Origin of the sequence: Streptomyces sp. NBC_01214 (assembly GCF_026340975.1) — a bacterium.
GTDB lineage: Bacteria > Actinomycetota > Actinomycetes > Streptomycetales > Streptomycetaceae > Streptomyces.
Genome location: NZ_JAPEOS010000002.1, coordinates 1,376,683 through 1,391,822, shown reverse-complemented (window position 1 = coordinate 1,391,822; position 15,140 = coordinate 1,376,683). Strand labels below are relative to the sequence as shown.

The 15,140-nt window shown below is 70.6% G+C and carries 15 protein-coding genes and 1 riboswitch; of the genes, 4 read left to right on the top strand and 11 right to left on the bottom strand.

The features are described from left to right. Window positions 1-17: 17 nt before the first annotated feature. From OG594_RS31330 to OG594_RS31320, 3 genes are all read left to right on the top strand, one after another. Window positions 18-281 (top strand): ferredoxin, encoded by a 264-nt coding sequence (locus OG594_RS31330; RefSeq protein WP_266605449.1) that lies wholly within the window; start codon window positions 18-20, stop codon window positions 279-281. Then, complete coding sequence (locus OG594_RS31325; protein ID WP_266605447.1) at window positions 278-1,681, top strand: NAD(P)/FAD-dependent oxidoreductase; 1,404 nt, start codon at window positions 278-280, stop codon at window positions 1,679-1,681. Before OG594_RS31330 ends, OG594_RS31325 begins: the two co-directional genes overlap by 4 nt. A gap of 67 nt (window positions 1,682-1,748) precedes the next feature. Next, the gene (locus OG594_RS31320) at window positions 1,749-2,996 is read left to right on the top strand and encodes a cytochrome P450 (protein WP_266605445.1); all 1,248 of its coding nucleotides are present in this window, start codon (window positions 1,749-1,751) and stop codon (window positions 2,994-2,996) included. On the opposite strand, the gene OG594_RS31315 is transcribed toward OG594_RS31320, so the two are convergent. The 9 genes from OG594_RS31315 to rpsB all read right to left on the bottom strand — a co-directional run bounded on the left by OG594_RS31315 (window position 2,993) and on the right by rpsB (window position 12,899). Further along, window positions 2,993-4,033: an ABC transporter ATP-binding protein gene (locus OG594_RS31315; protein ID WP_266605443.1), complete on the bottom strand. Its 1,041-nt coding sequence runs from the start codon at window positions 4,031-4,033 to the stop codon at window positions 2,993-2,995. The genes OG594_RS31320 and OG594_RS31315 overlap by 4 nt on opposite strands. Beyond that, window positions 4,033-5,649: an iron ABC transporter permease gene (locus tag OG594_RS31310; protein WP_266606648.1), complete on the bottom strand. Its 1,617-nt coding sequence runs from the start codon at window positions 5,647-5,649 to the stop codon at window positions 4,033-4,035. Before OG594_RS31310 ends, OG594_RS31315 begins: the two co-directional genes overlap by 1 nt. Before the next feature lie 95 nt (window positions 5,650-5,744). After that, complete coding sequence (locus OG594_RS31305) at window positions 5,745-6,845, bottom strand: thiamine ABC transporter substrate binding subunit (protein WP_266605440.1); 1,101 nt, start codon at window positions 6,843-6,845, stop codon at window positions 5,745-5,747. An 85-nt stretch (window positions 6,846-6,930) separates the two neighbouring features. After that, a riboswitch (TPP riboswitch) is annotated at window positions 6,931-7,040 on the bottom strand. A 58-nt stretch (window positions 7,041-7,098) separates the two neighbouring features. Continuing rightward, window positions 7,099-8,214: a 23S rRNA (adenine(2503)-C(2))-methyltransferase RlmN gene (rlmN, locus tag OG594_RS31300; protein ID WP_030016390.1), complete on the bottom strand. Its 1,116-nt coding sequence runs from the start codon at window positions 8,212-8,214 to the stop codon at window positions 7,099-7,101. Between the two features lie 167 nt (window positions 8,215-8,381). Continuing rightward, window positions 8,382-9,458 (bottom strand): phosphatidate cytidylyltransferase, encoded by a 1,077-nt coding sequence (locus OG594_RS31295; protein WP_266605437.1) that lies wholly within the window; start codon window positions 9,456-9,458, stop codon window positions 8,382-8,384. Further along, the gene (frr, locus tag OG594_RS31290) at window positions 9,458-10,015 is read right to left on the bottom strand and encodes a ribosome recycling factor (RefSeq protein ID WP_030016386.1); all 558 of its coding nucleotides are present in this window, start codon (window positions 10,013-10,015) and stop codon (window positions 9,458-9,460) included. Before frr ends, OG594_RS31295 begins: the two co-directional genes overlap by 1 nt. Window positions 10,016-10,109: 94 nt before the next feature. Further along, on the bottom strand, window positions 10,110-10,889 hold the full coding sequence (gene pyrH, locus OG594_RS31285) for a UMP kinase (RefSeq protein WP_030016384.1): 780 nt from the start codon (window positions 10,887-10,889) through the stop codon (window positions 10,110-10,112). Window positions 10,890-11,051: 162 nt separating this feature from the next. Then, window positions 11,052-11,888 carry a translation elongation factor Ts gene (gene tsf, locus OG594_RS31280; RefSeq protein WP_030016382.1) on the bottom strand — a complete coding sequence of 279 codons (837 nt, stop codon included), beginning with the start codon at window positions 11,886-11,888 and terminating at the stop codon, window positions 11,052-11,054. Between the two features lie 135 nt (window positions 11,889-12,023). Further along, a complete protein-coding gene (gene rpsB, locus OG594_RS31275) occupies window positions 12,024-12,899 on the bottom strand; it encodes a 30S ribosomal protein S2 (RefSeq protein WP_266605433.1) in 876 nt (291 codons plus the stop codon). A gap of 250 nt (window positions 12,900-13,149) precedes the next feature. Between rpsB and OG594_RS31270 the strand changes: the two genes are divergently transcribed. Beyond that, a complete protein-coding gene (locus OG594_RS31270) occupies window positions 13,150-13,617 on the top strand; it encodes a M23 family metallopeptidase (RefSeq protein WP_266605431.1) in 468 nt (155 codons plus the stop codon). 32 nt (window positions 13,618-13,649) lie between these two features. On the opposite strand, the gene OG594_RS31265 is transcribed toward OG594_RS31270, so the two are convergent. Then, window positions 13,650-14,207 carry a TetR/AcrR family transcriptional regulator gene (locus tag OG594_RS31265; RefSeq protein WP_030012407.1) on the bottom strand — a complete coding sequence of 186 codons (558 nt, stop codon included), beginning with the start codon at window positions 14,205-14,207 and terminating at the stop codon, window positions 13,650-13,652. 52 nt (window positions 14,208-14,259) lie between these two features. After that, complete coding sequence (whiG, locus tag OG594_RS31260) at window positions 14,260-15,096, bottom strand: RNA polymerase sigma factor WhiG (protein WP_266605429.1); 837 nt, start codon at window positions 15,094-15,096, stop codon at window positions 14,260-14,262. Window positions 15,097-15,140 lie beyond the last annotated feature (44 nt).

Here is a 15,140-nt window from a genome sequence, read left to right as displayed (position 1 = left end):
GGAAAGGCAGAACCGTCATGAGGCTTGTCGTCGACCTCAACCGCTGCCAGGGATACGCCCAGTGCGCATTCCTCGCTCCCGATGTCTTCGCCATGCACGGCGACGAGTCGCTGCTCTACAACCCGGAGGCGGATCCGGCGCAGCGCGAGGACGTCATGCGTGCCGTGGCCGCCTGTCCGGTCCAGGCCATTCTCCTGGAGATCACGGACGAGGACATGGCGAACATGGTGGCCCCGGACGCCGTGGCCGGCGCCGGATCTCCTGCCGGAGGCGCGCGGTGACGATCACAGGAACGCACGACGGATCCCTGGAGCGCCTCAAGCGCGAGGGCCGCATCGTCGTCGTCGGCGCATCCCTGGCCGGTCTGCGGGCCGCCGAGACCATGCGCGAGAAGGGCTTCGCCGGTTCGCTGACGATGATCGGCGACGAACCGTACGAGCCGTACGACCGGCCCCCACTGTCCAAGCAGGTCCTGCTGGGCAACGCGGTCGCCGACCACACGGCGCTGCCCCGCCGCCGGGCGATCGACGCCGACTGGCGCCTCGGGGTCCCGGCCACGGGCCTGGACATGGCCGCCCGCCGGGTCGAGCTCGGCAACGGCGACGCGGTCGAGTACGACCGGCTGCTGATCGCCACCGGCGTGCGCGCCAGGCCCTGGCCCAACGCGGAGGAAGGCGCCCTCAAGGGGGTGTTCGTCCTGCGCACCCGCGACGACGGCGAAGGGCTGCAACGGGCCCTGGCCGCCGGCCCCCGCCGGGTGCTGGTCATCGGAGCCGGGTTCACCGGGTCCGAGATCGCCTCCGCGTGCCGGGAGCGCGGCCTGGACGTCACCGTCGCCGAGCGGGGCGAGGCTCCGTTGGTCGGTGCGCTGGGCGGGGTGATCGGCGCGGTGGCGGCCGAGATGCACCGCGAGAACGGCGTCGACCTGCGTACGGGAGTCATGGTGACCTCGTTGGAGGGGGATCCCTCCGGGCGGGTCCGCGCCGCGCACTTCTCCGACGGGTCCACCGTGGAGGCGGACGTGGTGGTCGTCTCGCTGGGCGCGCAGCGCAACACCGAGTGGCTCTCCGGCTCCGGGCTGGGGGCGGGTCCCCGGGGCATCGCCTGCGACGCCGGCTGCCGGGCCTTCGACGTCCGGGGCATCGTCACCGACGACATCTACGTGGCGGGTGACGTGGCACGTTCCCCGCACGCCCTGTTCGGCTACCAGTTCCTGTCGCTGGAGCACTGGGGCAACGCCGTCGCCCAGGCCGACACCGCCGCGCACAACATGCTCAGCGCGAGCGCCGACCGCCGTCCCCACCTGTGGGTTCCGGCGTTCTGGTCCTCCCAGTTCGGCGTGAACATCAAGTCGGTCGGGGTGCCGCCGATGGGGACCGAGATCCTCATCACCCAGGGCTCGCTCGCCGAGCGCCGGTTCGCGGCCGCGTACGGGTACCAGGGACGGCTGATCGCGGCCGTCACCTTCGACAACTGCCGGTGGCTGCCGTTCTACGAGCAGCAGATCGAGGCCACCGCGCCGTTCCCGCCGCCGTTCTCCACGGTGGACCGCAGGCCCGAGGGCACCAAGCCGATGCCGGCCGACTTCCCCGACCCCTCCGTCCCGACCCACGGGCCGACGATCACGCTGAGCGGCTACTCGCCGGCGGACCGGAAGATGACCTTCACCCCCGGAAGATGACCTCTGCCCCCGCGCGCCGCCGGCCGCGCCGCACCGCGCCCTCCCCCGAGGATCACGAGGACCTGTCATGACACAAGCCCTGCTGCGGGAGATCATCGACTACGCGAACCGCGCGAATCCGTACCCCCTGTACGAGGAACTCCGCAAGACCCCGGTCTCCCACGACGGGGACGGCCCGTACGTCATCAGCACGTACCACGAGATCCACAGCCTCCTGCACGACCCGCGGATCAGCTCCGACGCCAAGAACCTGAAGGCGACCGGGGACGATCCGCTCGGGGAGCAGCCCGACGAGGAGGGGGCGACGCTGCCCCCGTCCTTCCTCAAGCTCGACCCGCCCGACCACGACCGCCTGCGGCGGATGACGAACCGCCCGTTCGGGCCGCCGCACGCCCCCCACCGGGTGCACGACATGCGCGACGAACTCAGCGGCCTCGTCTCCGGGCTCATCGACGGCATCGTGGACACCGGACAGCTGGACCGGATCGACCTCGTCGACCAGTTCGCGTACCCCTTCCCGGTCACCGTCATCTGCCGGCTGCTCGGCATCCCCCGCGAGGACGAGCCCCGCTTCCACGTGTGGGCGGAGACCTTGGCCGCCAGCCTGGACCCCGACCCGGACGCGGACCCCACGCAGCACGGCAAGGGCACGATGGACGCCCGCATGGAGCTGGGCATGTACCTGGCCGGGCTGATCGAGGAGCGCCGCAAGAAGCCGGGCGACGACATGCTGTCCCAGCTGGCGACGGCGGACGGCCCGGACGGCGCGATGACCACCATGGAGGCGCTCAGCACCTCCGCCCTGCTACTGATCGCGGGCCACGAGACCACGGTCAACCTCATCACCAACGGGATGCTGACGCTGCTGCGCTACCCGGAGGTCCTCCAGCGGCTGCGCGACGATCCGGACCTGGCCGTTCCGATCGTCGAGGAGCTGCTGCGGTACGAGCCCCCCGTGCAGTTGCTGCCCCAGCGCACCACCCTGTCCGACATCGAGGTCGCCGGGGTCACCATCCCCAAGGGCGCGTCCCTGTGGCTGATGCTGGCCTCCGGGAACCGCGACCCGAAGCGGTTCGAGGACCCGAACCGCTTCGACCCGGACCGCAAGGACATCCAGCACCTCGGCCTCGGCAGCGGGATCCACAGCTGCTTCGGGGCGCCGTTGGCCCGGCAGGAGGCCCAGTTGGCGCTGAGCGAGCTGGCCCGCCGGCTGGAGAATCCGCGGCTGCTGGAGGACCCGCCCCCGTACCGACAGAACGCGGTCCTGCGCGGCCCGCGCCACCTGCCGATCGCCTGCGACGGCATCCGCCCCTAAGGAGCGGCTCCTTCGGGCAGAACGACCACCTCGGCGGGGGTGAAGGCCACCTCGACCCGGTCCCCCACGGCCGGCGCCCCCGCCAGCCCGCACTCCGCCTCCAGCACCGGTCCCGTCACCGGCCGCAGCACCAGCGCGACGTGCGTGCCGCGGAACGTGCGGGAGACCACCTCGCACTTCAGGCCCGCCGCGCAGAGCACGACGCCGGCCGGGCGGATCAGCAGCCGCTGCTCCCCCTCGGGGGATCCGTCCGGTACCGGGACCTTGCCCCACGCGGTGGCGGCCCGCGTGCCCGAGACCACGGCCGGGACCACGTTCTCGAAGCCGAGGAACCGCGCCACGAACTCCGACGCGGGCCGCTGCCACACCTCCAGCGGGGTCCCGGCCTGCGCGATCCGGCCGTCCTGCATCACCACCACCCGGTCGGCCAGGGCGAAGGCTTCGCCCTGGTCGTGCGTGACGGCCAGCACGGTCGTACCCAGTCGGGAGAACAGCCCCCGCAGCTCCACCACGAGCCGCTCCCGCAGCCCCCGGTCGAGCTGCCCCAGCGGTTCGTCGAGCATCAGCAGCCGCGGCGACGGTGCCAGCGCCCGGGCCAGCGCCACGCGCTGCTGCTCGCCGCCCGACAGGGAGGCCACCGCCCGGCCCTGGGCCCCGGGGAGCCCGACCAGTTCCAGCAGTTGCGCGACCCGGTCCGCGGACGAGGCCCGCCCGGCTCCCCGCATCCGCAGCCCGAAGGAGACGTTCGCGCCGACGTCGCGGTGCGGGAAGAGCTGGTGGTCCTGGAACATCAGGCCCACGCCCCGCCGGTGCACGGGGACCTCCGCCTGGTCGGCCCCGCCCAGCAACACCCGGCCGGCGGACACCTGCTGGAGTCCGGCGACGACCCGCAGCAGCGTGGACTTGCCGCTTCCGCTCGGCCCCAGCACGCACACGACCTCGTGCTCGGATACCGCGAGGTCCACGCCGTCCAGGGCGTACTGGGCCGCGCGCTCACCGAAGCGGACCGACACCCCCTCCAGCTGAAGCAGTGTCATCAGAACTCTCCGGAGGTCTTGTCGGGCCGCAGTCGCTCCAGCAGCAGCAGGGACACCGCGCACACCAGCATCAGGATCGTGCTCAGGGCCATCGCCTGGCCGTAGTTCAGCTCTCCGGCCCGCCCCAACAGTCGCGCCACGGCCACCGGCAGCGTCGGCCGGTCCGCCCGCGCGATGAACACGGTCGCGCCGAACTCCCCCAGGGACACCGCGAAGGCGAACCCGGCCGCGATCAGCAGCGCCCGCCGCACCAGCGGCAGGTCCACCTCCCGCCAGGCCCGCAGCGGTGACGCGCCGAGCACCGCGGCGGCCTCCCGCAGCCGCCCGTCCACCGCGCGCAGCACCGGCAGCATGGTCCGTACGACGAAGGGCACGCCCACCAGGGCCTGCGCCAGTGGCACCAAGATCCACGAGGTCCGCAGGTCCAGCGGCGGCTCGTCCAGGGTGATCAGGAAGCCGAAGCCCACGGTCACGGCGGACACCCCGAGCGGGAGCATCAGCAGCGCGTCGAAGCCGCGTACGAAGCGGCCGCCGCGCCGGGTCAGCGCCGCGGCCGCGAGTCCCCCGACGACCAGGGCGATCGCGGTGGCGGCGAGCGCGTACTGCAGGGAGTTCCAGATCGCCTCCAAGGGCGCCACCAAGAAGGTCCCGCCACCGGCGCCGGCGTCCTGAAGGGCCCGGTAGTAGCCGAGTCCGTAGCCGCCGGGGGTGTCGAAGGACCGTTCGACCAGCACGCCCAGCGGCGCCGCGATCAGCAGCGCGACGGTCAGCAGCACCCCGCCCAGCAGCGCGCGCTGCGCCCAGCCGCGCGGCCGGTGCGTGGTGCGGCCCGGGTCGACCAGGCGCAGCGCGGTCTCGCGCTTGCGCACGGTCCGGGCGTGCACGGCGAGGATCGCGCCGATCGCGGCGAACTGCACCATCGTCAGGACGGCCGCCGTCGGCAGGTCCAGGAGCTGCGCGGTCTGCCGGTAGACCTCCACCTCCAGGGTGGAGTACGCGGGTCCGCCGAGGATCAGTACGACGCCGAAGGAGCTGAAGGTGAACAGGAACACCATCAGCGCGGCAGCGGCCACCGCCGGGGCGAGCGCGGGCAGCGTCACCCGCCGCCAGGCGGCGAACCGCCCGGCCCCCAGCACCCGGGCGGCCTCTTCCTGGCGCGGGTCCAGCTGGGCCCACAGCCCGCCGACCGTGCGGACGACCACGGCGTAGTTGAAGAAGACGTGCGCGAGCAGGATCGCCCAGACGGTGGTGTCGAGCCGGACACCCACCAGTTCGTCCAGCAGGCCGCCCCGCCCCAGCAGTGCGAGGAAGGCGGTGCCGACCACCACGGTCGGCAGTACGAAGGGAACGGTCACCACGGCGCGCAGCAGCTGCTTGCCCGGGAACTCGAAGCGCGCGAAGACGTACGCGGCGGGGAGCGCGATCAGCAGCGTGAGGAGGGTCGAGGCGAACGCCTGCCAGGTGGTGAACCACAGCACGTCGGCGATGTCGGGCCGGGCCAGCACCTCCGCGAACCGGCCGAACTGCCACCCTTCGTCGGTCTTCAGGCCGCGCCCGACGATCGCGGCGACGGGGTAGGCGAAGAACAGCCCGAAGAAGGCGAGGGGGACGGCCATCAGGGCGAACCGCACGGCGGTGGCCCGCGCCCCCTCGCGGGGGCCGGAGCCCGGCGCGGCGTCCCGCGACGCCGCGCCCGGCTCCTTGGTACCGCTTACTTCACGACGAGCGCGGTCCATGCCTTGACCCACTGCTCACGGTTCTTGGCGATGGTCTCGGGAGCCACGTTCTCGGGCTTCTCGACCACCACGCCGTGCTTGGTGAACAGCTCCGGCAGGGCGGCGTCCTTCGTCACGGGGTTCACGAACATCTGGAGCGGCATGTCCTCCTGGAACTTCTTGCTGACCAGGAAGTCCACGAGGGCCTTGCCGCCCTCCTCGTTCTTGGCGCCCTTGAGCAGGCCCGCGAACTCGATCTGGCGGAAGCAGGTGCCGGTGGAGACGCCCGTGGGGGCCTCGGTGGGCTGGGGCTCGCCGTACAGGACCTCGACCGGCGGGCTGGAGGCGTAGGAGACGACCAGCGGACGGTCGCCCTTGGCCTTCTTGCCGCCCGCGGAGCCGGAGAAGCGCTCGTTGTAGGCCTGCTCCCAGCCGTCGACGACCTCGACGCCGTTGGCCTTCAGCTTGCTCCAGTAGTCCTTCCAGCCGTCCTCGCCGTACTTGCCGACGGAGGCGAGCAGGAAGCCGAGACCCGGCGAGGAGGTCGCGGCGTTCTCGGTGACCAGCAGGTTCTTGTACTCCGGCTTGACCAGGTCGTCCAGCGTCTGCGGCGGGGCGATCTTCTTCTCGGCGAAGTACGCCTTGTCGTAGTTGACGCAGATGTCACCGGAGTCGATCGGGGTGACCCGGTGCTCCTTGTCGAGCACGTACTCGGGCTTCACCTCGGCCAGGCCCTTGGCCTCGTACGGCGTGAAGATGCCGTTGTCGAGGGCGCGCGACAGGAGGGTGTTGTCCACGCCGAAGAAGACGTCACCGCGCGGGGAGCCCTTGGTGAGGATCTCCTGGTTCAGCGCGGCGCCCGCGTCCCCGGACTTCAGCACCTTGACGGTGTAGCCGCTCTGCTGCTCGAACTCCTTGAGGACCGTGTCGGTCACGTTGAAGGAGTCGTGGGAGACCAGCGTGACGGTCTTGGACTTCGGGGCGTCGCTCGCGCCTGCGGGCTTGTCCTTGGTGTCGCCGCCGCCGCAGGCACTGAGCGTGGTGACGCCCAGCGCGGCCGCGAGCGCGACGCCCGCGATCTTCTTGGTGGTGCTCATCGGTGAATTCCTCCTGGGATGTCCAGGAGAAGACGCGGCCCTGCCCGGCGCTCTGTGGGAGCGGACGCCGGGCAGGGCGCAACAGCAAGAGTGGTGACCGAACTTCCTACCCCGAATGACCGGGGCGAGGTTCAGAGGGTCTGCGGATGACGGATACCGCACTCTCAGCGCTGTGGCGCTCCCCTGTCGGAATATGAAATTGGTTCGGCCACAGGGTACCCCGTGGCCGAATCGCATCGAACAGAACCGGAATCTAGCGCTCCGATGCAGCCAGCTGGCCGCACGCGCCGTCGATCTCCTGCCCCCGGGTGTCCCGTACGGTCACCGGCACGCCGTGCCGGGCGATGGCCTCCACGAAGGCCTTCTCGTCCTCGGGCCGCGAGGCGGTCCACTTGGAGCCCGGCGTCGGGTTGAGCGGGATGAGGTTGACGTGCACGCGCTTGCCCTTGAGCAACTTGCCCAGGAGGTCACCGCGCCAGGCCTGATCGTTGATGTCGCGGATCAGGGCGTACTCGATCGAGATCCGGCGGCCGGACTTCTCGGCGTACTCCCAGGCCGCACCGAGCACCTCGCGGACGTTCCAGCGGGTGTTCACGGGGACGAGGGTGTCGCGCAGCTCGTCGTCGGGCGCGTGCAGCGAGACGGCGAGGCGGCACTTGAAGCCCTCGTCGGCGAAGCGCAGCATGGCCGGGACCAGGCCGACCGTGGAGACCGTGATCCCGCGCTGCGACAGACCCAGGCCGTCGGGCTCCGGGTCGGTGAGCCGGCGGATGGCGCCGACCACGCGGTTGTAGTTGGCCAGCGGCTCGCCCATGCCCATGAAGACGATGTTCGACAGCCGCGCCGGGCCGCCGGGGACCTCGCCGTCGCGCAGCGCGCGCATGCCGTCGACGATCTGGTGCACGATCTCGGCGGTGGACAGGTTGCGGTCCAGGCCCGCCTGGCCGGTGGCGCAGAACGGACAGTTCATGCCGCAGCCGGCCTGCGAGGAGATGCACATGGTGACCCGGTCGGGGTAGCGCATCAGCACGGACTCGACGAGCGTCCCGTCGTGCAGCTTCCACAGGGTCTTGCGGGTGGTGTCGTCGTCGCACGAAATGTGCCGGATGACGCTCATCAGGTCCGGCAGCAGCTCCTGCTGGAGCTTCTCCCGCGAGCCGGCCGGGATGTCGGTCCACTCGGCCGGGTCGTGCGCGTACCGGGCGAAGTAGTGCTGGGAGAGCTGCTTGGCCCGGAACGGCTTCTCACCGATCGCGGCGACCGCCTCGCGGCGCTCGGCCGGAGTCATGTCGGCAAGGTGCCGGGGCGGCTTCTTGGCCCCGCGAGGGGCGACGAAAGTAAGCTCACCCGGGACAGGACGGGGGGCCATGAGTGGTACTCCTCAAGTCTGACGAACCCTGGGCGGGCGATCTCCGCACACGAGCGGAGTCGACGTGATGCCACGCCCGGTGCCCGGAGAGCTCACGGGTCCATCCCGTAGAAACGGGAAAGCGCACCACTCATCAGTGGCGCGCTTTCCAGGATAACCCGGACGGGTCAGCCGGTGCCGACGAAGGCCGCCAGCAGCAGCCACACCACCGGGGCCGTCGGCAGCAGGGAGTCCAGCCGGTCCATGATCCCGCCGTGTCCCGGCAGCAGGGTGCCCATGTCCTTGATGCCCAGGTCCCGCTTGATCATCGACTCGCCCAGGTCACCCAGGGTGGCGCTGACCGCGACCGCGAGGCCCAGCAGCAGGCCCTGCCACCAGGAGCCGCCTTCGATCAGGAACTCCATGCACAGCGCGCCGGCCGCCATCGCGAAGGCCACCGCGCCGAACAGTCCCTCGCGGGTCTTGCCGGGGCTGATGCGCGGCGCGAGCTTGGTCTTGCCGAAGCGCCAGCCGACCGCATAGGCCCCGGTATCGCTGACCACGGTCAGGAGCAGGAAGGTGATCACGCGTTCGGGGCCGTCGTCGGCGGTGAGCAGCATCGCGACGAAGGTGGCCAGGAAGGGCACGTAGAACGCCGCGAAGGCGCCCGCCGTGACGTCCTTGAGGTAGTCCTCGGGCGGTTCGGTCATCCGCCACACCAGGACCGCCAGCACGGTCAGCGCCATGGCGACCCAGGCGCCCTCGGCCCCCCGGACGTATCCGGCGATGACCATGGCGGCGCCGCCGACCGCGAGCGGGACCAGCGGAGCCTTGATGCCCTTCTGCTCCTGCAACCGGGAGGTGAGCTCCCACAGGCCGACGACGACCGCGACGACGACGACGCCGACGAAGACGGCCTTGACGATCAGCAGCGAGGCGAAGATCACCGCGCCGAGACCCACGCCCACCCCTATGGCGGCACGCAGATCCCGGCCCGCGCGCTTCTTCGGCGGCGGGGGCGAGGCGTCCTGCGGCTGCTGGGCATGCGGAGGCGGGGGGCTGGGCATGGGCTCCTGCGGCGGCGTATCGGCGCGGAAGAGGGGGCCGCTGTCGGCGGCGACCCCCCGATCGCGTGCTTCCCGGTCGTCGAAGTCACGGCCGGCGGCATCGGGCACGATGGGCATGGGCCGAGTGTGCGGGCCCACCTGCGCATCGTATGCGGGACCCGCCGGAACCGGCTCCGGCTGCCAGGAAGAGTCGTTCATCAGACTTCGAGGAGCTCGGCTTCCTTGTGCTTGAGGAGCTCGTCCACCTGCGCGACGTACTTCGCGGTGGTGTCGTCGAGCTCCTTCTCCGCGCGGCGCACCTCGTCCTCGCCGGCCTCCTTGTCCTTGACCAGCTTGTCAAGGGCGTCCTTGGCCTTGCGGCGGACGGCGCGCAGCGAGATCTTCGAGTCCTCGGCCTTGGTGCGCGCGACCTTGATGTACTCCTTGCGGCGATCCTGCGTCAGCTCGGGGAAGGTCACCCGGATGATGCTGCCGTCGTTGCTCGGGTTGACACCGAGGTCGGAGTCGCGGATGGCCTGCTCGATGTTGCGCAGGGCGCTCTTGTCGAACGGGGTCACGATCGCCATGCGCGGCTCGGGCACCGAGAAGGAGGCGAGCTGGTTGATGGGCGTGATGGCGCCGTAGTACTCCGCCACGATCTTGTTGAACATCGCCGGGTGCGCACGGCCGGTGCGAATCGCGGCGAAGTCTTCCTTGGCGACGACGACGGCCTTTTCCATCTTCTCCTCGGCCTCGAGGAGGATCTCTTCGGTCACCACGTGCTCCTGCATGTCAGATATGGATGGTTCAGGCGGGCGGGCGGACCCGGCGGGCCCGGTCAGGGGCTCGCTCGGTCCGGCTGCGGACTGCTCAGGCCCGGGTTTCCTGGTCGCTCACGAGCGTGCCGATCTTCTCACCCTTGACGGCGCGGGCGATATTGCCCTCGGCGAGGAGCTCGAAAACGAGGATCGGCAGCTTGTTGTCGCGGCAGAGCGTGATCGCGGTGGCGTCGGCGACCTTGAGGTCGCGGGAGAGGACCTCGCTGTACTCCAGCGCGTCGAACTTCACCGCGTCCGGGTTCTTCTTCGGGTCGGAGTCGTAGACCCCGTCGACACCGTTCTTGCCCATGAGCAGGGCCTCGGCGTCGATCTCCAGGGCGCGCTGGGCGGCCGTGGTGTCGGTGGAGAAGTAGGGCATGCCCATGCCGGCGCCGAAGATGACGACGCGGCCCTTCTCCAGGTGCCGGACGGCACGCAGCGGGATGTACGGTTCCGCGACCTGGCCCATGGTGATGGCGGTCTGCACGCGGGAGTCGATGCCCTCCTTCTCCAGGAAGTCCTGGAGTGCGAGGCAGTTCATGACGGTTCCGAGCATGCCCATGTAGTCGGACCGGGCCCGGTCCATGCCGCGCTGCTGGAGTTCGGCGCCGCGGAAGAAGTTGCCGCCGCCGATCACGACGGCGATCTCCGCGCCGTCGCGGACCACCGCGGCGATCTCACGCGCGATGGCGTGGACGACGTCGGGGTCGACGCCCAGTCCTCCGCCACCGGAGAAGGCCTCGCCCGACAGCTTCAGCATGAAGCGGCGGCCCTTCTTGTCCTGGTCGCTCTTGTCGTCGGATGCGGTGTGGGGGTCCACGCCCTGATTCATGGAGATCTCCTCGTGCACATACGAAGAAGGCCATTGCCGGTGGGTCCTTGCGGTTCCCTCTACGGCAATGGCCTCCTCGTCAGATCTGCGGTCGCCTCGCGCAAGCGCGGACGACTGCCTCAGACCCTACCGGGGTCCGGTGTCCGTCGCGTACGGACGGACTCAGATGCCGACCTTGATGCGGGTGAAGCGCTTCAGGGTGACACCGGCCTCGTCCAGAACCTTCTGGACGGACTTCTTGTTGTCCAGGGCGTAGGCCTGGCCGAGCAGCGTGGCGTCCTTGAAGAAGCCGTTGACGCGACCCTCGACGATCTTCGCGATGGCAGCCTCGGGCTTGCCCTCCGCGCGGGTGACCTCTTCGGCGATGCGACGCTCGGACTCGACCTTCTCGGCCGGGACGTCCTCGGCGGACAGCCACTGCGGGGCGAACGCGGCGATGTGCTGCGCGACGCCGCGGGCGACCTCGGCGTTCTCCTTGTCGAGCTCGACCAGGACGCCGATCTGGAACGGCAGGTCGGGCATCGTGCGGTGCATGTACGCAGCCACGTAGCCGCCGCTGAACTGCGCGAAGCGGTCCAGGACGATCTTCTCGCCGAGGTTGGCGTTGGCCTCGTCGACGAAGGCGGTGACGGTCTGGCCCGGCTTGATCTCGGACGCGAGCAGCGCCTCGATGTCGGCCGGGGAGGTGGCGGCGACGTGCGCGGCCAGCTCGTTGGCGACGGCCAGGAACTTCTCGCCCTTGGCGACGAAGTCGGTCTCGCACTTCAGCTCGACGATGACACCGGAGGTGTTGTCGTCGGCGATGAGGGAGACGACGGCGCCGTTCTCGGCAGAACGGCCCTCGCGCTTGGCGACGCCCTTCTGACCCTTGATGCGGAGGGCTTCCTGGGCCTTGTCGACGTCACCGTCGGCGTCCACGAGCGCGTTCTTGCAGTCCAGCATGCCGGCGCCGGTGAGCTCGCGGAGCTTCTTGACGTCAGCGGCGGTGTAGTTCGCCATGAGTCTGTGATTCTCTCTCGAAGTCGTAGATCTACGGGTGAACGGCGGAGGCGCCGCGCCCTGGGCGCGGCTCCCCCGCCGTCATCGTCCGTGCTGTGAGTGCCCGGCGCGTGAACGCCGGGCGCTCTCAGTGGGTCAGGCCTGCTCGGCGTCGGCGGCCGGGGCCTCGACAGCCTCGGCGGCCGGGGCGGCAGCGGCCTCGGCCGGGGCGGCCTCGGCGTCGTCGGCCTTCTTCTCGCCCTCGAGCAGGTCGCGCTCCCACTCGGCGAGCGGCTCGGCGGCGGCCTTCTCGCCCGGCTTCGAGTCACCGGTCGCAGCGCCGGAGCGGGCGATGAGGCCCTCGGCGACGGCGTCGGCGATCACGCGGGTGAGCAGGGTGACGGAACGGATCGCGTCGTCGTTGCCCGGGATCTTGTAGTCGACCTCGTCGGGGTCGCAGTTGGTGTCGAGGATCGCGACGACCGGGATGTGGAGCTTGCGCGCCTCACCGACGGCGATGTGCTCCTTCTTGGTGTCGACGATCCAGACGGCGCTGGGAACCTTCGACATCTCGCGGATACCACCGAGGGTCTTCTCCAGCTTGGTCTTCTCGCGGGAGAGGACCAGGAGCTCCTTCTTGGTGAGACCCGAGGCGGCGACGTCCTCGAAGTCGATCGCCTCAAGCTCCTTCAGACGCTGGAGGCGCTTGTAGACGGTGGAGAAGTTGGTGAGCATGCCACCCAGCCAGCGCTGGTTGACGTACGGCATACCAACGCGCGTCGCCTGCTCGGCGATGGCCTCCTGGGCCTGCTTCTTGGTACCGACGAACATGATGGAGCCACCGTGCGCGACGGTCTCCTTCACGAACTCGTAGGCGCGGTCGATGTACGACAGCGACTGCAGCAGGTCGATGATGTAGATGCCGTTGCGCTCCGTGAAGATGAAGCGCTTCATCTTCGGGTTCCAACGGCGGGTCTGGTGACCGAAGTGGACGCCGCTTTCCAGCAGCTCCCGCATCGTGACGACGGCCATGGCCATCTCCTTGGTTTCTCGGTTTGGTTCCTGACGCCCCACCGCGCCCTGCCCCCATGAGGGACCGAGAGACGCTGCCACCTGGCCGTTTCAGCCTGGTGTTGGGGCGTGCGAAGTCGACCCGGTGACCCGGATCGCCACAAGAAGTGTACGGGACCCGGCGGTATGCCGGGTGACGCCGTTGTCCACAGTGCCCCGGCCGTCCACAGGCCGGGGCGGCGGCCCGGGCGTGCGCGGGACGCTGGGTCCCATGACGACCTTGCTGCTCAGCCTGCTCCTGGCCCTGACCCAGGCGACCCTTCCCGGGGTCCGCCCGCTGCCCGCTCCGCTGTCGGTGGCCCGCTGGTGGGACCCGCCGCCGACCCCCTACGCGGCCGGTCACCGCGGTGTGGACCTGTCCGCGCCGGTGGGCGCGGAGCTCCGGGCGGTGGCGGCCGGCCGGGTCCACCACGCCGGGCCCGTCGCCGGGCGCGGAGTGCTCTCGCTGGCCCTGCCGAACGGGCTGCGCACCACCTACGAGCCGGTGCGGCCCCTGGTCGCGGAGGGCGAGCAGGTGGTTGCGGGCCAGGTGGTGGCGGTTCTGACGGACGGCTCGCACTGCCCGGCGTCATGCCTGCACTGGGGCCTCTTGGCGGGCGAGGCGTACCTCAACCCGCTCACCCTCCTCCCGCGCCCGACACCACGCCTCCTACCGGCCGGGCACCCGGCCGACGATTGAGGTACGGGGCCGCGGGTGCTGCCCCTGGGGCCTCAGCCCCGGACGCCCCGCAGGGCCATGGCGACGGCGGCCTCCGTCACGACGGCGGGATCCTCCGCCGCGCCGAGCTCGATCCGCCGCACGGCGGCGTCCACGACCCCCTGCAACAGCATGGCGGCCAGTCGCGGCTCGGCGTGTCCCAGCCCGCCCAGCGCCTCGACGATCATCGCCACCAGCCCGCCGTGGGCCGCGCGGATCTTCTCGCGGGCCCCCGCATCCAGCTCGCTGGCCGAGATGGCCACGACCGCCCGGTGCCGCCGGTCGCCCACCAGCCCCAACTGGCTGCGCACGTAGGCCTCGATCTTCGCCTCCGGCGACTGCGCCTGCTCCATCGCCGCTTCGATCTCGGCGGCCCACACGGGGAAGTCCACGGCGCACAGTTCTTCGACCACGGCGGCACGGGAGCGGAAGTACTCGTACACGGACGACCGGGCGAGCCCGGTCCGCTCCGCGAGGGCGGGGAAGGTCAGCGCCTCCGTCCCGCCTTCGGACAGCAGGGAACGCGCGGCGTCCAAGAGGGCGCCGCGCTGCATCGACCGGTGCTCGGCCACGGAGGCCGCTCGAATCCTGGGCACGCATCCACTCTACGGAGGTAGCGCAAGCTCACCTCCCCACATCTGCCAACTTTGCGCGCAACTGCAAAACGGACTTGGTGTGGATCTGGCTGACCCGGCTCTCGGTGACGCCGAGGACGTTGCCGATCTCGGCCAGGGTGAGGCCCTCGTAGTAGTAGAGGGTCACCACGGTCTTCTCCCGCTCGGGCAGCGTGTTGATGGCCCGCGCCAACAGCCGCCGCAGCTCGCGGTCCTCGGCCACCGCCACCGGGTTGTCGGCGGCGGTGTCCTCCAGGGTGTCCATCAGCGAGAGGCGGTCGCCGCCCTCCCCGCCGACGTGCAGCAGCTCTTCCAGGGCGACCACGTTGGCCAGCGACAACTGGCTGAAGACGGTGTGGAGGTCCTCCACGCCGATCCCCATCTCCCCGGCGACCTCGCTCTCCGTCGGGGTGCGCCGCAGTTGGGCCTCCAGCGTGGCGTAGGCCCGTTCCACGGCGCGCGCCTTCTGCCGGACCGAGCGCGGGATCCAGTCCAGCGCCCGCAGCTCGTCGATCATCGCGCCGCGGATCCGGGTGATCGCGTACGTCTCGAACTTGATCGACCGGTCGATGTCGAACTTCTCGATGGCGTCGATCAGCCCGAAGACCCCGGAGGAGACGAAGTCGGCCTGTTCCACGTTGGGCGGCAGGCCCACGCTGACGCGGCCCGCCACGTACTTCACCAGGGGCGAGTAGTGCAGGATCAGCTGCTCCCGCAGCCGCTCGTCACCCGACTCCTTGTACGAGCGCCACAGCACCTCCAGGGACGAGGGCGCGGTGGACCGCACGCTGCCGCAGGCAGCGGGGGGCACCGCAGCGCGGTCGGACCCTGAGGTGTGCTGGGGCATGCTTCGCCTTTGCCGGAGCCGGATTCCTTGGGAGCGTAGCGTGA

Excerpts from the sequence above, each read along its gene's own strand:
- OG594_RS31330 (WP_266605449.1), top strand. The coding sequence starts at position 18 with ATGAGGCTTGTCGTCGACCTCAACCGCTGCCAGGGATACGCCCAGTGC.
- OG594_RS31320 (WP_266605445.1), top strand. The coding sequence starts at position 1,749 with ATGACACAAGCCCTGCTGCGGGAGATCATCGACTACGCGAACCGCGCG.
- OG594_RS31315 (WP_266605443.1), bottom strand. The coding sequence starts at position 4,033 with ATGACACTGCTTCAGCTGGAGGGGGTGTCGGTCCGCTTCGGTGAGCGC.
- OG594_RS31310 (WP_266606648.1), bottom strand. The coding sequence starts at position 5,649 with ATGGCCGTCCCCCTCGCCTTCTTCGGGCTGTTCTTCGCCTACCCCGTC.
- OG594_RS31305 (WP_266605440.1), bottom strand. The coding sequence starts at position 6,845 with ATGAGCACCACCAAGAAGATCGCGGGCGTCGCGCTCGCGGCCGCGCTG.
- rlmN (WP_030016390.1), bottom strand. The coding sequence starts at position 8,214 with ATGGCCCCCCGTCCTGTCCCGGGTGAGCTTACTTTCGTCGCCCCTCGC.
- OG594_RS31295 (WP_266605437.1), bottom strand. The coding sequence starts at position 9,458 with ATGAACGACTCTTCCTGGCAGCCGGAGCCGGTTCCGGCGGGTCCCGCA.
- pyrH (WP_030016384.1), bottom strand. The coding sequence starts at position 10,889 with ATGAATCAGGGCGTGGACCCCCACACCGCATCCGACGACAAGAGCGAC.
- tsf (WP_030016382.1), bottom strand. The coding sequence starts at position 11,888 with ATGGCGAACTACACCGCCGCTGACGTCAAGAAGCTCCGCGAGCTCACC.
- rpsB (WP_266605433.1), bottom strand. The coding sequence starts at position 12,899 with ATGGCCGTCGTCACGATGCGGGAGCTGCTGGAAAGCGGCGTCCACTTC.
- OG594_RS31270 (WP_266605431.1), top strand. The coding sequence starts at position 13,150 with ATGACGACCTTGCTGCTCAGCCTGCTCCTGGCCCTGACCCAGGCGACC.
- whiG (WP_266605429.1), bottom strand. The coding sequence starts at position 15,096 with ATGCCCCAGCACACCTCAGGGTCCGACCGCGCTGCGGTGCCCCCCGCT.